Genomic DNA, 15,136 nt, shown 5'->3' with positions numbered 1-15,136 from the left:
CTGGTCAGGATAGCGACGATCGGGTGTCGTCCGCGCGCGGGATGCGTTACCGGGCTCGCCGCCGGGTACTCGGCTCCGAAGTACCGGTGTGAGGTTCAGGCACTCCCCAGCCGCCGAAACCTCCTGTACCGTAACTTACGGCATCGTAGGTTAGGGCACCCTACGTCATAGGGTCGCCCGCGTAGGGAGAAGTGAAGCGTATGACGGCCACGCTCGACCGTTCTCAGCCCGCCGGGGAGCCTTCGGCTCCGAAGGGGCCCAAACCCGTTGTGGAAGGCACGCGTGGCATCGGCGTGCAGCTGTCGGTCTACTTCGGCGTGATCGCGCCGCTGGTGGCACTGCTGGTCGCGGTGCCCTTCGCCTGGGGCTGGGGACTGAGCTGGGTCGACGTCGCCATCTTCGTCGTCTTCTACGCGATCAGCGGGCTCGGCATCACGGTGTCCTACCACCGCTACTTCACGCACGGCTCGTTCAAGGCGAAGCAGTGGCTGCGCGTGTTCATGGCCATCGCGGGCAGCATCGCCCTGCAGGGCCCGGTGATCACCTGGGTCGCCGACCACCGCCGCCACCACGCGTTCTCCGACCGCGACGGCGACCCGCACTCGCCGTGGGCGTTCGGCACCTCGCCGTGGGCCATCGCGAAGGGCTTCTGGCACGCGCACATGGGCTGGCTGTTCGAGCGCGACCAGACCAACGCCGAGCGGTTCGCGCCGGACCTGGTCAAGGACCCGGCGATCAAGAAGGTCGACGACCTGTTCTGGCTGTGGTCGCTGGTCAGCCTGCTGCTGCCGGCGCTGCTGGGCGGGCTCATTTCGTGGTCGCTCTGGGGCGCCGTGACGGCGTTCTTCTGGGCGGGCCTGGTGCGCATCTGCGTGCTGCACCACGTGACGTGGTCGGTCAACTCGATCTGCCACATGATCGGCGAGCGCCCGTTCGCCGCCCGCGACAAGTCGGCGAACTTCTGGCCCCTGGCCATTTTCTCGTTCGGCGAGTCGTGGCACAACCTGCACCACGCCGACCCGACCTCGGCGCGCCACGGCGTCAAGCGCGGCCAGATCGACATCTCCGCGCGGCTGATCTGGATCTTCGAGAAGTTCGGCTGGGTGCACGACGTCCGCTGGCCGACCCCGCAGCGGCTGGCCCGTATCGCGACGGAAAAGGGCTAGTCAACTAGGCTGTCGTGGTGGCGGGGAGACGACGTTCGAAGCGTGAGCAGGTCACCGGGGCGCGTCCGGCCGCCCCGGTGACGCGGGTCCGGATGACCGGCAGCGAGCGGCGTCAGCAGCTGTTGAACGTGGCGCGGGCGCTGTTCGCCGAGAAGGGCTTCGACGGCACGTCGATCGAGGAGATCGCGCACCGGGCCAACGTGTCGAAACCCGTGGTGTACGAACACTTCGGCGGCAAAGAGGGCATCTACGCGGTGGTGGTCGACCGCGAAACGCAGCTGCTCCTGGACCGCATGGTGTCCACATTGCACGGCGGCCACCCCCGCGCGATGCTGGAACAGGCGGCGACGGCGTTGCTGTCGTACGTCGAGGATTCCCACGACGGGTTCCGGATCCTGGTGCGGGATTCGCCGGTGGCGAGTTCGACGGGGACGTTTTCCACTGTGCTCAATGACATCGCCAGTCAGGTGGAGCACATCCTGGCGCAGCAGTTCGCGGCTCGAGGGTATGACGAGAAGCTGGCTGCGTTGTACGCGCAGGCTTTGGTGGGGATGGTCGCTTTGACCGGGCAGTGGTGGCTGGACGCCCGGAAACCGAAGCGGGATGAGGTCGCGGCTCATCTGGTCAACTTGGCCTGGAACGGGTTGTCGCACTTGGAGCACAAGCCGAAGCTGCGGCTGGGTTAGCGCAGCTGCCCGGTCTCGTGCAGGTGGTCGAAGATGAGTTTGTCCACCGCCGACACCATCGGCCGGTCCGCGTACTCCAGCCAGGCGATCTCTTCGATCTCGCTGCTGGCGGCCAACGTCCCGGCGTACTCCGCCGTGTAGCAGGTCATCCGGACGAGCGTGCCCGCGTGGCCGTGCGCCGCCGCCTCGAACACGCCCGCCGGCTCGATCGACGACTCGGCGATCGCCACGTCGAGTTCCTCGCGGATCTCGCGCACCAGCGTCTCGGCGTCCGTCTCGCCCGGCTCGCGCTTGCCGCCCGGGAGGTAGTACACCTCCTTGCCGCGCGATCGCGTGCTCAAGATCCGGCCGTCCGCCAGGTGCAGCCACGCGATCTTGTCGATCACCGCAGCGCGCCGATCTCGTGCAGGTGGTCGAAGATCAGCTGGGCCACCAGTGAAACCCGCTCGCGGTCCGCGTACCCGAGCCAAGCGATCTCCTCGATCTCGCTGCTCGCCCGCAGCGTTCCCGAGTACTCCGCCGTGAACGCCGTCGTCCGGACCACCGTTCCCTCGGCCTTCCCGTGCGCCTGGCCCTCGAACGTGCCCGCCGGGGCGATCGTCGATGGCGTGATCGCCACGTCCAGCTCTTCGCGGATCTCGCGGACCAGCGTCTCGGCGTCCGTCTCGCCCGGCTCGCGCTTGCCGCCCGGCAGGTAGAACTTGTCCTTGCCCCGCGAGCGCGCCGCCAGGACGCGGCCGTCCGCCACCTCGATCCACGCCACCTTGTCGATCACGCCAGGACCTCGGCGGTCGTCAGCACCGTGCCCAAGCGCGGGAAGATCTTCGTGATCGCGTTCTCGTGGGAGATGTCGGACAGCGCCGTCATCGCGTCCGACACCGCCACCGTGTCGTAGCCGTGGTCGGACGCCGCTCGCAGCGTCGACTCGACGCCGAACTCCGTGGCGATGCCGCCGAAGTACACCGTTTTCACGCCCTTGCCGCGCAGGAACTCGTCGAGGTCCGTGCCCGCGAAGCCGCCGATCGTGTACTTCGTGACGATCTTGTCGTCCTGCGCGTCGAAGACGAGGTCGTTGCCCGGCGGGTTGTCCGGCCGCGACACCTTGACGATCACCACCGGCGCCCCGGCCTCGCGAAACGCCGTCCGCAGCCGCAGCGCGTTCGCGACGACGTCTTCGCCGGAGTACGGCGTGGTCGGCAGCGCGACGATCCGCTCCTGCAGGTCGACGAGCACGAGCGCGGACGTGGCCGGATCGATCTTGGTCATGCCCCGATCCTAGGCACTAGGGTCGGAGCCATGGGGAACAGCAGGGAAGTAGTGGTCACGGGCGGCGGCACCGGCATCGGGTACGCCGTCGCGGCGGCGTTCGCCGAAGCCGGCGACCGGGTCACCATCACCGGGCGTCGCGAGCAGGTCCTTTCCGAGGCCGCGACGCTCCTGGGCGCGCGGCCCGTGGTCTTCGACGCCGCCGATCCCGCGGCCGTCGAGTCCGCACTCGGGGAGTTGCCCGAGCGGGTCGACGTCCTCGTCAACAACGCCGGCGGCAACACGGACTTCCTCGACGCCGACGGCGACGGGCTGGCCGGCTTCGCGGCCGCGTTCGAACGCAACCTCCGGTCCAATGTGGTCAGTGCCGCGCTGGTGACGCACGCGCTGCGCGAGCGGCTCGCCGACAACGCGCGGATCGTGACGATCGGGTCGATCGCCGCCCGCACCGGCGCCGGCTCGTACGGGGCCGCCAAGGCCGCGGTCGAAGGCTGGAATGTCAGTGTGGCCCAGGAGTTCGGCTCGCGGGGCATCACCGCGAACGTCGTCGCGCCCGGACTGATCGGCGAGACGGAGTTCTTCCACGGCAAGCTTTCCGACCGCCGCCGCGAGTGGCTGATCGGGAACACGATGAACAAGCGACCGGGCACGGTGGAAGACGTCGCCGCCGTCGTGACGTTCTTGGCGAGCCCCGCCGCCGGGCACGTCACCGGACAGGTGGTGCACGTCAACGGCGGGGCTCACCTGGGGAAATAGGGCACGTTTGGAGGCCGGTCCCCGATCGTCAGGTCGGCGATGACGATCGAGGACCGGCGCGGTGCTGCCGCGGGAACGCTATCTTCGGACCGCGTCCAACACTCGTCGGTGGCGGGCGAAAACTCTTGGTGTACACCATGTTCCGCGATCCGCCACCCCGGCGGAAGTGTCCACGGCACTCGACGGCCGTGTTTTTCTCATGATCAGGCGGGCGTGACCTTCAGCAGCTTGTCGTCCGTGCCGTCCGAAGTCGTCACGTACAGGGCGCCGTCCGGGCCGGTTCGGACTGCTCGGAGGCGGCCGAACTTGTCGTCGAACTCCGGGGGCAGGGAGACGTCCAAGACCTTGCCCGCCGCGTCCAAGTGGTACAGCAGGAGCTTCTGGCCCTTCAGCGCCACCACGACCAGCGCGCCGTCGTTCGGGCCCCACTGGGCGCCCGTCAGGAACGCGTCGCCGCTGATCGCCTCCGTGATCTTGCCCGACGTCCACAGTGGACTCACCGCGTCCGGGAAGCGCTTGAGGTCCGTCATCGGGACGCTCTCGTCGTAGCTCGTGTCCGTGCCGCCCTTCGACGGGTCCCAGCCGTAGTTCGCGCCCGGCTTGAGCAGGTTGACCTCGTCGTCGAAGGTCGGTCCGTGCTCGGCCGTGATCACCTGACCGCTGCCCGGCCGGATCGCCACGCCCTGGACGTTGCGGTGCCCGTACGTGTAGATCAGCCGTTCTTTCGGATCGGACGAGCTGATGAACGGGTTGTCCGGCAACGGGTCCCCGGTCTTCGCGTCCAGCCGCAGCACCTTGCCGCCCAGGGAATGCCGGTCCTGGGCGATCGACGCGCGGGCCGTGTCGCCCGTGCCGACCAGCAGTGCGCCGTCGGGGGCGAACGTCGGGCGGCAGCCGGAGTGCCGGCCGCTCGGGTTCACCGGCAGCCCGGTCAGCAGGTTCTTCACCTTCGAAGCCGAGGCGCCGTCCTCGGCGAGCTTCCACGTGACCAGCCGGATGTCGACGGCCTTGCCGCCCTCCTGGTGGTCCTGGCAGGTGATGAACTCGCGGCTGGTCGTGAAGTCGGGGCTGATCACCATGCCGAGCAGCCCGCCTTCGCCCTGCACGAGCACGTCGGAGAAGTCGGCCTTGACGTCGGTCGCCTTGCCGCCGCGGACCAGCGCGAGCTTGCCGGGCCGCTGCGGCACGAGCATGCCGCCGTCGGGCAGGAAGCCGATGTCCCAGCCGTGCTGCAGCCCGGCGGTCACCGTCTCGACCTTGAACTTCCCGGTCGACGCCGGGGGCGTGGACGCCGGCGGGACGCTCTGGACCGGCGCGCTCGCGGCCCCCGAACAGGCCACGGCCAGCAGGGACACCGCACCGATGAGACCCAGCACACGTCGCATACGGCTCATCCTGCCATCAAGCGGTGAAATCGCCGTGCGACGCGACCGCCGTCAGGAACTCCGGATCGTGTGAACCCGGGATGAGGTGGCCATCAGGAACCAGGCCGCACCAGCCCGGACTCGTAGGCGAAGACGACCGCGTGCACCCGGTCGCGCAGCCGCAGCTTGCCGAGGATCCGCCCGACGTGCGTCTTCACGGTCGTCTCGCCGATGTACAGCTTCGCCGCGATCTCGCCGTTGGACAGCCCGCGCGCGATGAGCCCCAGCACGTCCTTCTCGCGCTCGGTCAGCACGTCGAGCTTCGCGACGTCGACCGGGTCGCGGCCGTCGGCGAGGTAGCGGTCGAGCAGCCGCCGCGTGACCGACGGCGAGACCATCGAGTCGCCGCGCAGCACCCCGCGGATCGCCACGAGCATCTCCTCCGACGGCGCGTCCTTCACCAGGAACCCGCTGGCCCCGGCGCGCAACGCGGCATAGGCGTACTCGTCGAGGTCGAACGTCGTGATGATCAGGACGCGCACGTCCGGCAGCTCGGCGCAGATCCGCCCGGTCGCCGCGACGCCGTCGAGCACCGGCATCCGGACGTCCATCAGCACCAGGTCCGGCCGCAGCTCGCGCGCCTTCGCCACGGCCTCCTCGCCGTTCGCCGCCTCGGCCGCGACGACCAGGTCGTCCTGGCTCTCGACGATCATCCGCAGCCCGACGCGCACCAGTTCCTGGTCGTCGCAGAGCAGCACCCGCGTGGTCACGACCCCACCACCAGGCTCGCGCGGACCCGGTACCCGCCGTCCGGCAGCGGCCCGGCCGCCAGGTCGCCGTGGTACATCTCGACGCGCTGGCGCATCCCGGCCAGCCCGCGCCCGGACGACGGCAACGCGGGTACCGGCGGTGACTTGCCGCCGGTGTTCGTCACTTCGATCCGGATCACCTCCGCGGTGAAAGCGACGTCGACGCGGCCCGTCGAGTCGGCCGGGGCGTGCTTGATCATGTTGGTCAGTGCCTCCTGGACGATCCGGTACGCCTGCAGCGCGGCGCTCGCGGGCAGGCCACCGGGATCGCCGGTGACCTCGAGCGCGACCGCGCGCCCGCACTGCTCGACGAGCTCGCGCAGCTCGCCGACGGTCGGCTGGGGACTGCGCGCCGCCTCGCCGGCGTGCAGAACTTCGAGCAGGCGCCGCAGCTCGGCGAGCGCGTCCCGGCCCGTGCGGCCGATCGTGTCGAGAGTGCGGTCGACGGCTTCCGGGTCGCGGTGCCGCGCGAGCTTCGCGCCTTCGGCGTTCAGCACGATCACGCTCATGCTGTGCGCGAGGACGTCGTGCAGCTCGCGAGCGATCCGCGTGCGCTCCTCCGCGACCGCCGCCCGCGCCTGGGCTTCGTCGCGTTTCTCCTCCTCCGCGGCGAGCTGTAGCTTGGCGCGGAAGAATTCCCCGAGCGCCCAGGCCGCGAAGTGCAGCGGGATGATCCCGACGATCGTGAGCGTCGGGTTCTGGGTGAACGGGCCCCAGCTGAACCCCCACATCACGTCGAGGCCGAGGATCGCGGCCGCGGTCAGCGCGGCGAACCGGCGATCGCCGCGCTGGACGAGGGTGAACAGCACGACCGCCATGCTCAGCTCGGCGCGGCCGCGGTCGTACGCCCAGATTTCGTTGGTGTAGGTGACGAGCGTGGCCGCGAGGATCCACACCGCGACCGTGCGCGGGAACCGGCGGCGCACGAACAAGGGGAGCAGGAACAGCATCGGGATCGCCCGCACCGCCCACGAACCCGTGCCGACCCAGTTGGGCGCGAGGAAGACGAAGACGGCGTACAGCGGCAGGTCCACCGTCCACCGGTGCCTTCGCATCCACACGACGAGTCGTTCCACGCCACCGAACGTAACGCGCGGTCCCGGCCCGGGTCGTCATCATTTCGGTCCGATTTCGTCCTCCCCCGGGAGGACCGGGCCGGTCGATCCGGCGGATTCGCGGCCACCCCGGTCGTTCCTAGCGTCGGCGGCATGTCGATCACCAGGGAATTCCTCCGCCACCCGATGGTGACGGGCGCGATCGCGCCCAGTTCGCCGCGGCTGGCCGAAACGATGACGGCGGGCCTCGGCCTGGAACGCGCGGCGCGCGTCGCCGAGCTGGGGCCGGGCACCGGCGTGTTCACCGAATCGGTCCTCGCGCTGCTTCGCCCCGAAGCAAGCCTGACCGCTTACGAGATCAACCCGCGTTTCGCGTCCGCACTTCGCGAGCGGTTCCCGGACTTGGCCGTCGTCACGACCTCGGCGGAACACCTCGCGCTGGACGGCGTCGACGTCGTCGTCTCGGGTCTGCCGTGGACGGCCATGACCGCGGACCGCCAGGGCCGCATCCTGGACGCAGTCACGGCGGCACTGGCCCCCAACGGCCGCTTCACGACCTTCGCGTACGCCCACGCGGCCTGGACGCCACTCGCGCGTCGCTTCGCCGCTTCGCTGCGAAGCCGTTTCGCCGTCGTGGAGCGCACTCCGGTCGTCTGGGGCAACCTGCCGCCTGCGTTCGTCTACCGCGCGGCGCTCCCGGTGGCGGTGGGGAGGACGCGGGATGGACAGCCTGCTGCGGCCACTGCTTGACGCGCCCCCGCCGGTCGTCTACTTGGTCTGCTTCGCGATCATCGCGGCCGAAACGGCGTTGCTGCCCGGGATCGTGCTGCCGACGTTGTCGACGTTGCTGCTGATGGGTTTCCTCGCCGAGCGGGGCACGCTCCACTTCGGACTCGCGCTGCCGGTGGCGGTGCTCGCGGCCGTCCTCGGCGACCAGCTCGCGTACCTGGAAGGGCGGCGGCTGCGCCGGTCCCGGCTCGCCCGCCGCGTCGGGCAGGACCGCTGGGACCGCGCGGAAGCGGCCGTCGCGCGCTACGGCGTCCCGGCGGTGATCGCGGGGCGCTGCCTGGCCGGGTTGCGGACGCTGGTGCCGCGCGTCGCGGGCTCGGCGGCGATGCCGTACCGCCGGTTCGCGGTGGGCAGCGTGTGTGCGGCGGTGCTGTGGGCGAGCGCGGAACTGCTGGCGGGTCAGGTCACGGCGCTGGTCGTCTGAAGGCGGTCCGCGGTTTCGGCGTCCGCGGGCAGGAACGTCTCCAGCTTCAGCTCCGACACCGTGACGTCGGCGGCGGTCGCGAACGTCGTGATCGCCGTGATCAGCCGCAGCTCACCGGCCGAAGTGGACAGTCGCACCGGGACGGCGAAGCCGAGGTGGCCGTCGGTCGGCGGCCGTTGCGGCGGCAGGTAGGACTCCAGTTCGGCGAGCTGCGCGGCCAGCCGGTCGTCCGGGGTGCGGGCCAGGTCGTTGCGGAGGCGCTCGAGGATGTGCCGGGCCCAGTCGTCGAGGTTCCGCACACGCGGCGCCATGCCTTTCGGGTGCAACGCGAGCCGCAGCGTGTCGACCGGTTCCCGCAGCAGTTCCGGTTCGACACCCTCGGTGAGCAGGGAAAACGCGTCGTTCTTCGCGACGAGCAGGCCGTAGCGGTCGACGACGATCGCGGGGTAGGGGCGGTGGCCGTCGAGCAGCCGCCGCAGCCCGTCGAGCACCGGCCGGATCGCCGGGTCGTCGAGCCGCGTCTCGGGGTACGTCGGCGCGTAGCCGGCCGCGTGGAGCAGGCCGTTGCGTTCGCGCAGCGGCAGTTCGAGCGACTCGGCGACGCGCAGCACCATGCCGCGCCCGGGCAGCGAGCGGCCGCTTTCCATGAAGCTGACGTGCCGCTGCGTCGTGCCCGCGCGCAGCGCCAGGTCGAGCTGGCTGAGGCGGCGCCGGGTGCGCCAGTCCTTGAGCGCCGTTCCGAAGTCCACCCGTTCATCTTGCTCGGGCGCGCCATTCCCCGCGGGGAATTGAGGGCATACCCGCTTTGCCCGACGCTTCCGGCATGACGAAATTCGGCCTGGTCGTGCCGACCTACCAGCCCATCCTCGACGCCGGGCGGACCGCGCCCGAGCTGGTCGACGTCGCGGTTTCCGCGGAGGAGCTCGGCCTCGACTCGGTGTGGGTGGGCGACACCCTGGCGCGCGCTCCTCTCGACGCGTTCGCCGTTTTGGGTGCTTTCGCCACGCGGACCTCACGGGTGACGCTGGGGACGTCCGCGCTGCTCCCGGCGTTGCGCGACCCGGTTCTCTCGGCGAACCAGCTGCTGTCCCTCGACCTCCTGAGCGGCGGCCGGCTGACGGTGGCGGTCGGCGCCGGTTTCGCCGGGCGCAGTGAGCCGGAGTTCGCGTTCGTGGGGGTGCCGTGGGCCCGCCGCCGGGCCCGGTTGGACGACATCGTGGGGCTGTGGCGGGCGGCGTGGAGCGGTGCCTCGTCGTTCCACGGGTCGGTGCTGCACTACGACTCGCTGCCGTCCTTCCCGGCGCCAGCGCGTGTTGGCGGGCCGCCGGTGTGGCTGGCGGCGTACACGCCGGGGGCCTTGGAACGCGTCGGCCGCCTGTACGACGGGTGGCTGCCGTACCCGCCTGACCCGGCGGACTACGTGTCGGGGTTGGCGCAGATCCGCGCTTCGTCTTCGCGCCCGATCACGCCTGCTTTGTTCGCGACGGTGCTGGTGGAGGAGGACTTGGACCGCGGCCGCGCGCTGCTGGAGGAGTACTGCCAGCGGAACTACGGGATGCCGGCGGACTTCGTCCAGGGGATCCAGATGCAGGTGACGGGCTCGGCCGCGCAGGTGGCGGCCCAGCTGCGGCGGTACGAAGGGGCGGAGCACGTGCTGCTGCGGATCGCGAGCACGGACCCGAAGGTGTTCGACGAGCAGCTGCCGAGGCTGGCGGAGGTGGCGAACCTGCTGCGCGACCAGCCGTGATCGGAGCCGAAGTCCGTGAATGGCACATTGAGGGCCTTGGCGTCCGTCAATGTGCCATTCACGGACTTTCGCAGGGCGTTCTGGGCCGTCACCAGCCGTGATCGGAAACTTGTCGGGGGTGGCACGTAGGCTGGGACCGTGACCGACGCTCCACTGTCCGGACTCCTCACCGCCACCCTTCCCGACCCGGCCCTGCGTGGCGTGGTCGAGCGCGCCGGGGCGCCGCTGCTCGAGCTGCAAGGCCCGATCGCCGCCCGGCAGCTCGTCGCCGCCGCTCTCGCCGCCGACGAGGGCGCCGCCAAACCCGTCCTCGCCGTCACCGCCACCGGCCGCGAGGCCGACGAGCTGACCGCGTCGCTCGGCGCCCTCCTGGGCAAGGCCAGAGTCGCCGACTTCCCCAGCTGGGAGACCCTCCCGCACGAACGCCTCTCGCCGCGCGCCGACACCGTCGGGCGCCGGCTGGAGGTGCTGCACCGGCTCAAGACCGACGACGACACCCTGCGCGTCGTCGTCGCCACCGTCCGCAGCCTGATCCAGCCCATGGCGCCCGGCCTCGGCTCGCTCAAGCCGATCGACCTGGTCGTCGGCGAGGAAGAGCCGTTCGAGGAACTGCTCGAACGGCTCGTCGAGCTGGCCTACACCCGCGTCGACATGGTCGAGAAGCGCGGCGAGTTCGCCGTCCGCGGCGGCATCCTCGACCTGTTCGGGCCGACCGCGCAGCACCCCGTCCGGGTGGAGTTCTGGGGCGACGAGGTCAGCGAGATCCGCGCGTTCGCCGTCTCCGACCAGCGGTCGCTGCCCGGCGAGATCCCGCGCGTCACCGCGCCGCCGTGCCGGGAGCTGCTGCTCACGGCGCCGGTCAAGGAGAAGGCCGCGGAGCTGGCGAAGACGTACGAAGCCGACGCCCACCTGGCCGAGATGCTCACCAAGCTCGCCGACGGCATCCCCGTCGAGGGCATGGAGGCGCTCATCCCGGTGCTCTGCGAAGGCGAGCTGGAACTGCTCACCGACGCGATGCCGGTCGGCACCCACGTCCTGCTCACCGACCCCGAGAAGATTCGCGCCCGCGCCGCCGACCTCGTCCGCACCGGCCAGGAGTTCCTCGAAGCGTCCTGGACAACGGCCGCGGCGGGCGGCCAGGCCCCGATCGACCTCGGCGCGTCCGCCTACCGCGCGCTCGACGAGATCGCGTCGCACGCGCAGGACACCAAGCGCGCCTGGTGGACGCTCACCCAGCTGACCAGCGAAGACCCGGACGTCTACCGCGTCTCGGTCGAGGCCGCGCCGTCCTACCGCGGCGAGCTCGACCGGGCGATGACGGACCTGCGCGCCCACACGGCGTCGGGCGGCACGGCGGTGCTCGTCGTCGCCGGCCAGGGCACCGCGGCGCGCGCGGTCGAGCAGCTGTCGGGTGCCGACGTCCCGGCGACCCAGGCGGGTGACGGCCTCACCGGTGCACCGGCCCCGGGCATGGTCACGGTCACCTGCGGCGGCCTCACCGACGGTTTCGTCTCGCCCGAGCGCGCGCTGGTCGTGCTCAGCGAAGCGGACCTCACCGGCCGCGGCGCGGGCGCCGGAACGTCCACAAAGGACTTGAACACCAAGATGCCGTCCCGGCGGCGCAACGCCGTCGACCCGCTGGCGCTGAAGGCCGGCGACTACGTCGTGCACGACCAGCACGGCATCGGCCGCTTCGTCGAAATGGTCCAGCGCACGGTCGCCGGCGCCACCCGCGAGTACCTGCTGCTGGAGTACGCGTCGTCGAAGCGCGGCCACCCGGGGGACCGGCTGTTCGTGCCCACCGACCAGCTCGACGAGGTCTCCCGCTACGTCGGCGGCGAGCTGCCCACGCTCAACAAGCTCGGCGGCTCCGACTGGAAGAACACCAAGGCCAAGGCCAAGAAGGCGGTCAAGGAGATCGCGGCCGAGCTGGTCCAGCTGTACGCGGCGCGCCAGGCCGCGCCCGGGCACGCGTTCGGTCAGGACACGCCGTGGCAGGGCGAGCTGGAGGACGCGTTCCCGTTCACGGAGACGAACGACCAGCTCGCCGCCATCGACGAAGTCAAGGCGGACATGGAACGCGGCGTCCCGATGGACCGCGTCATCTGCGGCGACGTCGGCTACGGCAAGACGGAGATCGCCGTGCGGGCCGCGTTCAAGGCGGTGCAGGACGGCAAGCAGGTCGCGGTCCTCGTCCCGACGACGCTGCTCGCCCAGCAGCACCTGAACACCTTCCACGAGCGCATGCGGTCGTTCCCGGTGACGATCAAGGGCCTGTCCCGCTTCACGAACAAGGCGGAGTCCGACGCGATCCTTGAGCAGCTGGCCGGCGGCGAGGTCGACATCGTGATCGGCACGCACCGGTTGCTGCAGACGGGGATCCGTTATAAGGACCTCGGTCTCGTGATCGTCGACGAGGAGCAGCGCTTCGGCGTCGAGCACAAGGAGCACATCAAGGCGCTGCGCACGCACGTCGACGTGCTCACGATGTCCGCGACGCCGATCCCGCGAACGCTGGAGATGTCGCTGGCCGGCATTCGCGAGATGTCGACGATCCTGACCCCGCCGGAGGACCGCCACCCGATCCTGACGTACGTCGGCGCGTACGACGACAAGCAGGTCGGCGCGGCGATCCGGCGTGAGCTGCTGCGCGACGGACAGGTTTTCTACGTCCACAACCGCGTGTCGTCGATCGAGAAGGCCGCCCGGCGAATCCGGGAGCTGGTGCCGGAGGCGCGGGTCGTCACCGCGCACGGGCAGATGAACGAGGAGAAGCTCGAGAAGATCATCCAGGGCTTCTGGGAGAACGAATACGACGTCCTGGTCTGCACGACGATCGTCGAGACCGGCCTGGACATCTCGAACGCGAACACGCTGCTGGTCGAGCGCGGTGACCTGCTGGGTTTGGCGCAGCTGCACCAGCTGCGCGGCCGCGTCGGGCGAGGGCGCGAGCGCGGGTACGCGTACTTCCTGTACCCGCCGGAGGCGCCGCTGACGGAGACCGCGCACGACCGGCTCGCGACGATCGCCCAGAACACCGAGCTGGGCGCGGGCATGGCGGTCGCGATGAAGGACCTGGAAATCCGCGGCGCCGGGAACATCCTGGGGGCGGAGCAGTCCGGGCACATCGCGGGCGTCGGGTTCGACCTGTACGTGCGGCTCGTGGGCGAGGCGGTCGACGCGTTCCGCCGGCACGCGGGCGCGGAGCCTTCCGAAGAAGAGGAATTGGCGGAAGTCCGTGTGGACCTCCCGATCGACGCGCACATCCCGCACGACTACGTCCCGGGTGAGAGGTTGCGGCTGGAGGCGTACCGCAAGATCGCGGCGGCACCGGACACGGAGGGGCTGGACGCGGTCCGCGAAGAGCTGATCGACCGGTACGGCCAGCCACCGGCCCCGGTGAACAGGCTGCTGTCGGTGGCGCGCTTCCGGCACACGTGCCGCGAGGCGGGCGTGACGGAGGTGGCGGTCCAGGGCAACACGATCCGGTTCGCGCCGCTGCCGCTGGCGGACTCGCAGATGGTCCGGTTGAAGAGGCTGTACCCGAAGGCGGTGTTCAAGGCGGTGACGAACACGGTGTCGGTGCCCAAGCCGACGGAGGGCCCGGCGGGTGGCCGGATCGGCGCGCCGACGCTGCGGGACGAAGAGCTGTTGGATTGGTGCACGAAGCTGCTGACGCAGCTGACGAAGAAGCCGGCGGCGGTGTAATAGGCATTTGACACCGGCGCCGGTTCGGGCGAACTGTCGTCTTGGCTGCTGGAGTCGCGGCCGCGGTGATCGTACGTTCACGCCATTGAGGACAAACGGGGGCCGAACATCCGCGGCAGGCAGCTCGGGGAACGGCTCCTCCGGCGCATGGCCGAGCAGAACTGGGGCGTCCGCGAGATGTCGCGGAAACTGGACATGAGTGCCCAGTGGGTGTCGTCGGTGACTCGGGGGCTGCACCGGCCCGAGCCGGCGCATCTGGCGCGGTTTCTGACGACCCTCGGCTTCGCCGGCGCCGAATACCGCGAGTTGATGGTGCTGGCCGAGGAAATCCGCAAACCCGGGCTGTTGGAGAGCTACCCCGGTGGTTGGCAGATCCAGACGTTGGCCTGGCACGAGGAGCGCGCCGCTGAGATCACAGCGTTCCAGAATTTGATCCTGCCGGGACTGTTGCAGACTGCGGATTACGCGCGAAGCATCATGATCGAAGCGGGCAACGTGCCATCGCCGGATGGCATCGATGAGCGCGTGTTCGCGCGCATGGCACGGCAGCTGGTGATCACTCGTCGCCCGAGGATCGAGTTTCAGTTCTTCATCCATGAGTTCGCGCTGCGCCTGCCGGTCGGCCGCGAAGACCGCTCGGTCATGCGAGAACAGTTGGCACATCTGCTCAGGACTTCGGCCCAGTCGAACGTCTCAGTCCGTGTGGTGCCCGCGCGCATCGGCGGCCACCCGGCCATCTCAGGCCGCTTCACTCTCATCGAATCGACTGAATTCGAGCCCGTGGTCTACCTCGAACACGAAATTTCGTCGCTCTTCCTCGAAGCGCCGGACGAAATCGCGGTCTATCGCCAAGTGCTGGCCAGACTCGGTGATGCCGCACTCGACGCAGCGCAATCGGAAGCGTTCATCGCCGACCTGGGGGGATGACTTGGCGGGAACTGCTCAGCCGACTTCGCTGAACATCGGCGGCATACTCTCCGCCAACCCCATCCGCACCGACTCCACCGGCACCGGAACCGCCCCGGCACCAGCCATCGGCAACGGCCGAGGCCGGCGCGGCATCCGAGACCCCGCGCCCCCACCCCGCCCCGGGTACACCAACAACCCCCGAGCCGGATCCGGCACCGCGTCCAAAGCCGCCGTCACCACCGGCAACCCCCGGAACGCGTCCCGGCGCTCCTCCGACGCGAACTCGATCTCCAGCACCACGCCCCAGCGGTGCTCGTGCCAAACCCACTGCTCAGCGCCGTTCGTCAGCGCTGCTTCCGTGAGTGCGTCGCCGTGCGCCAGGCGCCACAACGTTGCCGTGGACTCGCCGTCGAACACCTCGATCGTCAGCCACTGGTCCATAAGTCGACATTACCGC

The 15,136-nt window shown here is 70.2% G+C and carries 16 protein-coding genes; 8 read left to right on the top strand and 8 right to left on the bottom strand.

Going from position 1 to position 15,136, the window contains the following annotated elements; genetic code table 11:
• The first annotated feature begins 200 nt into the window (after positions 1 to 200).
• Positions 201 to 1,166 carry an acyl-CoA desaturase gene (locus tag BLV96_RS16770; RefSeq protein ID WP_086678025.1) on the top strand — a complete coding sequence of 322 codons (966 nt, stop codon included), beginning with the start codon at positions 201 to 203 and terminating at the stop codon, positions 1,164 to 1,166.
• Between the two features lie 92 nt (positions 1,167 to 1,258).
• A complete protein-coding gene (locus tag BLV96_RS16765) occupies positions 1,259 to 1,852 on the top strand; it encodes a TetR/AcrR family transcriptional regulator (protein ID WP_086678024.1) in 594 nt (197 codons plus the stop codon).
• Here BLV96_RS16765 and BLV96_RS16760 read toward each other — a convergent pair.
• The 3 genes from BLV96_RS16760 to BLV96_RS16750 are packed head-to-tail and all read right to left on the bottom strand — an operon-like array spanning position 1,849 to position 3,118.
• Positions 1,849 to 2,238 carry an NUDIX hydrolase gene (locus tag BLV96_RS16760; RefSeq protein WP_086678023.1) on the bottom strand — a complete coding sequence of 130 codons (390 nt, stop codon included), beginning with the start codon at positions 2,236 to 2,238 and terminating at the stop codon, positions 1,849 to 1,851. The two genes, BLV96_RS16765 and BLV96_RS16760, sit on opposite strands and share 4 nt — an antisense overlap.
• Positions 2,235 to 2,627: an NUDIX hydrolase gene (locus BLV96_RS16755; RefSeq protein WP_086678022.1), complete on the bottom strand. Its 393-nt coding sequence runs from the start codon at positions 2,625 to 2,627 to the stop codon at positions 2,235 to 2,237. Before BLV96_RS16755 ends, BLV96_RS16760 begins: the two co-directional genes overlap by 4 nt.
• On the bottom strand, positions 2,624 to 3,118 hold the full coding sequence (locus BLV96_RS16750; RefSeq protein WP_086678021.1) for an isochorismatase family protein: 495 nt from the start codon (positions 3,116 to 3,118) through the stop codon (positions 2,624 to 2,626). The genes BLV96_RS16755 and BLV96_RS16750 overlap by 4 nt, the downstream gene beginning before the upstream one ends.
• A gap of 30 nt (positions 3,119 to 3,148) precedes the next feature.
• On the opposite strand from BLV96_RS16750, the gene BLV96_RS16745 reads away from it, so the two are divergent.
• Entirely contained in the window at positions 3,149 to 3,874 is a 726-nt protein-coding gene (locus BLV96_RS16745; protein WP_086678020.1) for an SDR family NAD(P)-dependent oxidoreductase, read from the top strand.
• 203 nt (positions 3,875 to 4,077) lie between these two features.
• Here BLV96_RS16745 and BLV96_RS16740 read toward each other — a convergent pair whose 3' ends face one another.
• The 3 genes from BLV96_RS16740 to BLV96_RS16730 form a co-directional block, all read right to left on the bottom strand.
• Positions 4,078 to 5,259, bottom strand: coding sequence for a PQQ-dependent sugar dehydrogenase (locus tag BLV96_RS16740; RefSeq protein WP_086678019.1), 1,182 nt, complete (start codon positions 5,257 to 5,259; stop codon positions 4,078 to 4,080).
• Between the two features lie 92 nt (positions 5,260 to 5,351).
• Complete coding sequence (locus BLV96_RS16735; protein WP_086678018.1) at positions 5,352 to 6,008, bottom strand: response regulator; 657 nt, start codon at positions 6,006 to 6,008, stop codon at positions 5,352 to 5,354.
• The gene (locus BLV96_RS16730; protein WP_086678045.1) at positions 6,005 to 7,102 is read right to left on the bottom strand and encodes a sensor histidine kinase; all 1,098 of its coding nucleotides are present in this window, start codon (positions 7,100 to 7,102) and stop codon (positions 6,005 to 6,007) included. The genes BLV96_RS16735 and BLV96_RS16730 overlap by 4 nt, the downstream gene beginning before the upstream one ends.
• A 153-nt stretch (positions 7,103 to 7,255) precedes the next feature.
• Here BLV96_RS16730 and BLV96_RS16725 point away from each other — a divergent pair, with 153 nt between their 5' ends.
• Positions 7,256 to 7,852 (top strand): class I SAM-dependent methyltransferase, encoded by a 597-nt coding sequence (locus BLV96_RS16725; RefSeq protein ID WP_086678017.1) that lies wholly within the window; start codon positions 7,256 to 7,258, stop codon positions 7,850 to 7,852.
• The gene (locus tag BLV96_RS16720; protein ID WP_086678016.1) at positions 7,824 to 8,315 is read left to right on the top strand and encodes a DedA family protein; all 492 of its coding nucleotides are present in this window, start codon (positions 7,824 to 7,826) and stop codon (positions 8,313 to 8,315) included. The genes BLV96_RS16725 and BLV96_RS16720 overlap by 29 nt, the downstream gene beginning before the upstream one ends.
• Here the strand turns inward: BLV96_RS16720 and BLV96_RS16715 are convergent.
• The gene (locus BLV96_RS16715; protein WP_086678015.1) at positions 8,291 to 9,064 is read right to left on the bottom strand and encodes a helix-turn-helix transcriptional regulator; all 774 of its coding nucleotides are present in this window, start codon (positions 9,062 to 9,064) and stop codon (positions 8,291 to 8,293) included. The two genes, BLV96_RS16720 and BLV96_RS16715, sit on opposite strands and share 25 nt — an antisense overlap.
• Before the next feature lie 74 nt (positions 9,065 to 9,138).
• On the opposite strand from BLV96_RS16715, the gene BLV96_RS16710 reads away from it, so the two are divergent.
• The 3 genes from BLV96_RS16710 to BLV96_RS16700 all read left to right on the top strand — a co-directional run bounded on the left by BLV96_RS16710 (position 9,139) and on the right by BLV96_RS16700 (position 14,697).
• Positions 9,139 to 10,062 (top strand): LLM class flavin-dependent oxidoreductase, encoded by a 924-nt coding sequence (locus tag BLV96_RS16710; protein ID WP_086678044.1) that lies wholly within the window; start codon positions 9,139 to 9,141, stop codon positions 10,060 to 10,062.
• A 153-nt stretch (positions 10,063 to 10,215) separates the two neighbouring features.
• Positions 10,216 to 13,770 (top strand): transcription-repair coupling factor, encoded by a 3,555-nt coding sequence (gene mfd, locus BLV96_RS16705; RefSeq protein ID WP_086678042.1) that lies wholly within the window; start codon positions 10,216 to 10,218, stop codon positions 13,768 to 13,770.
• Between the two features lie 84 nt (positions 13,771 to 13,854).
• Positions 13,855 to 14,697 (top strand): helix-turn-helix domain-containing protein, encoded by an 843-nt coding sequence (locus BLV96_RS16700; protein WP_143050978.1) that lies wholly within the window; start codon positions 13,855 to 13,857, stop codon positions 14,695 to 14,697.
• 15 nt (positions 14,698 to 14,712) lie between these two features.
• On the opposite strand, the gene BLV96_RS16695 is transcribed toward BLV96_RS16700, so the two are convergent.
• Entirely contained in the window at positions 14,713 to 15,120 is a 408-nt protein-coding gene (locus tag BLV96_RS16695) for a hypothetical protein (RefSeq protein ID WP_091389231.1), read from the bottom strand.
• Positions 15,121 to 15,136 lie beyond the last annotated feature (16 nt).

The organism is Amycolatopsis pretoriensis (assembly GCF_900107925.1).
Taxonomy (GTDB): domain Bacteria; phylum Actinomycetota; class Actinomycetes; order Mycobacteriales; family Pseudonocardiaceae; genus Amycolatopsis; species Amycolatopsis pretoriensis.
Note: the sequence above shows the minus strand (reverse complement) of the source record. Positions and strands in the feature narration are given on the sequence as shown.

What these genes read in the sequence shown, in the direction of transcription:
- BLV96_RS16745 (WP_086678020.1), top strand. Translation starts at nt 3,149, where the DNA reads ATGGGGAACAGCAGGGAAGTAGTGGTCACGGGCGGCGGCACCGGCATC.
- BLV96_RS16750 (WP_086678021.1), bottom strand. Translation starts at nt 3,118, where the DNA reads ATGACCAAGATCGATCCGGCCACGTCCGCGCTCGTGCTCGTCGACCTG.
- BLV96_RS16695 (WP_091389231.1), bottom strand. Translation starts at nt 15,120, where the DNA reads ATGGACCAGTGGCTGACGATCGAGGTGTTCGACGGCGAGTCCACGGCA.
- BLV96_RS16740 (WP_086678019.1), bottom strand. Translation starts at nt 5,259, where the DNA reads ATGCGACGTGTGCTGGGTCTCATCGGTGCGGTGTCCCTGCTGGCCGTG.
- BLV96_RS16720 (WP_086678016.1), top strand. Translation starts at nt 7,824, where the DNA reads ATGGACAGCCTGCTGCGGCCACTGCTTGACGCGCCCCCGCCGGTCGTC.
- BLV96_RS16710 (WP_086678044.1), top strand. Translation starts at nt 9,139, where the DNA reads ATGACGAAATTCGGCCTGGTCGTGCCGACCTACCAGCCCATCCTCGAC.
- BLV96_RS16730 (WP_086678045.1), bottom strand. Translation starts at nt 7,102, where the DNA reads ATGCGAAGGCACCGGTGGACGGTGGACCTGCCGCTGTACGCCGTCTTC.
- BLV96_RS16770 (WP_086678025.1), top strand. Translation starts at nt 201, where the DNA reads ATGACGGCCACGCTCGACCGTTCTCAGCCCGCCGGGGAGCCTTCGGCT.
- BLV96_RS16765 (WP_086678024.1), top strand. Translation starts at nt 1,259, where the DNA reads ATGACCGGCAGCGAGCGGCGTCAGCAGCTGTTGAACGTGGCGCGGGCG.
- BLV96_RS16725 (WP_086678017.1), top strand. Translation starts at nt 7,256, where the DNA reads ATGTCGATCACCAGGGAATTCCTCCGCCACCCGATGGTGACGGGCGCG.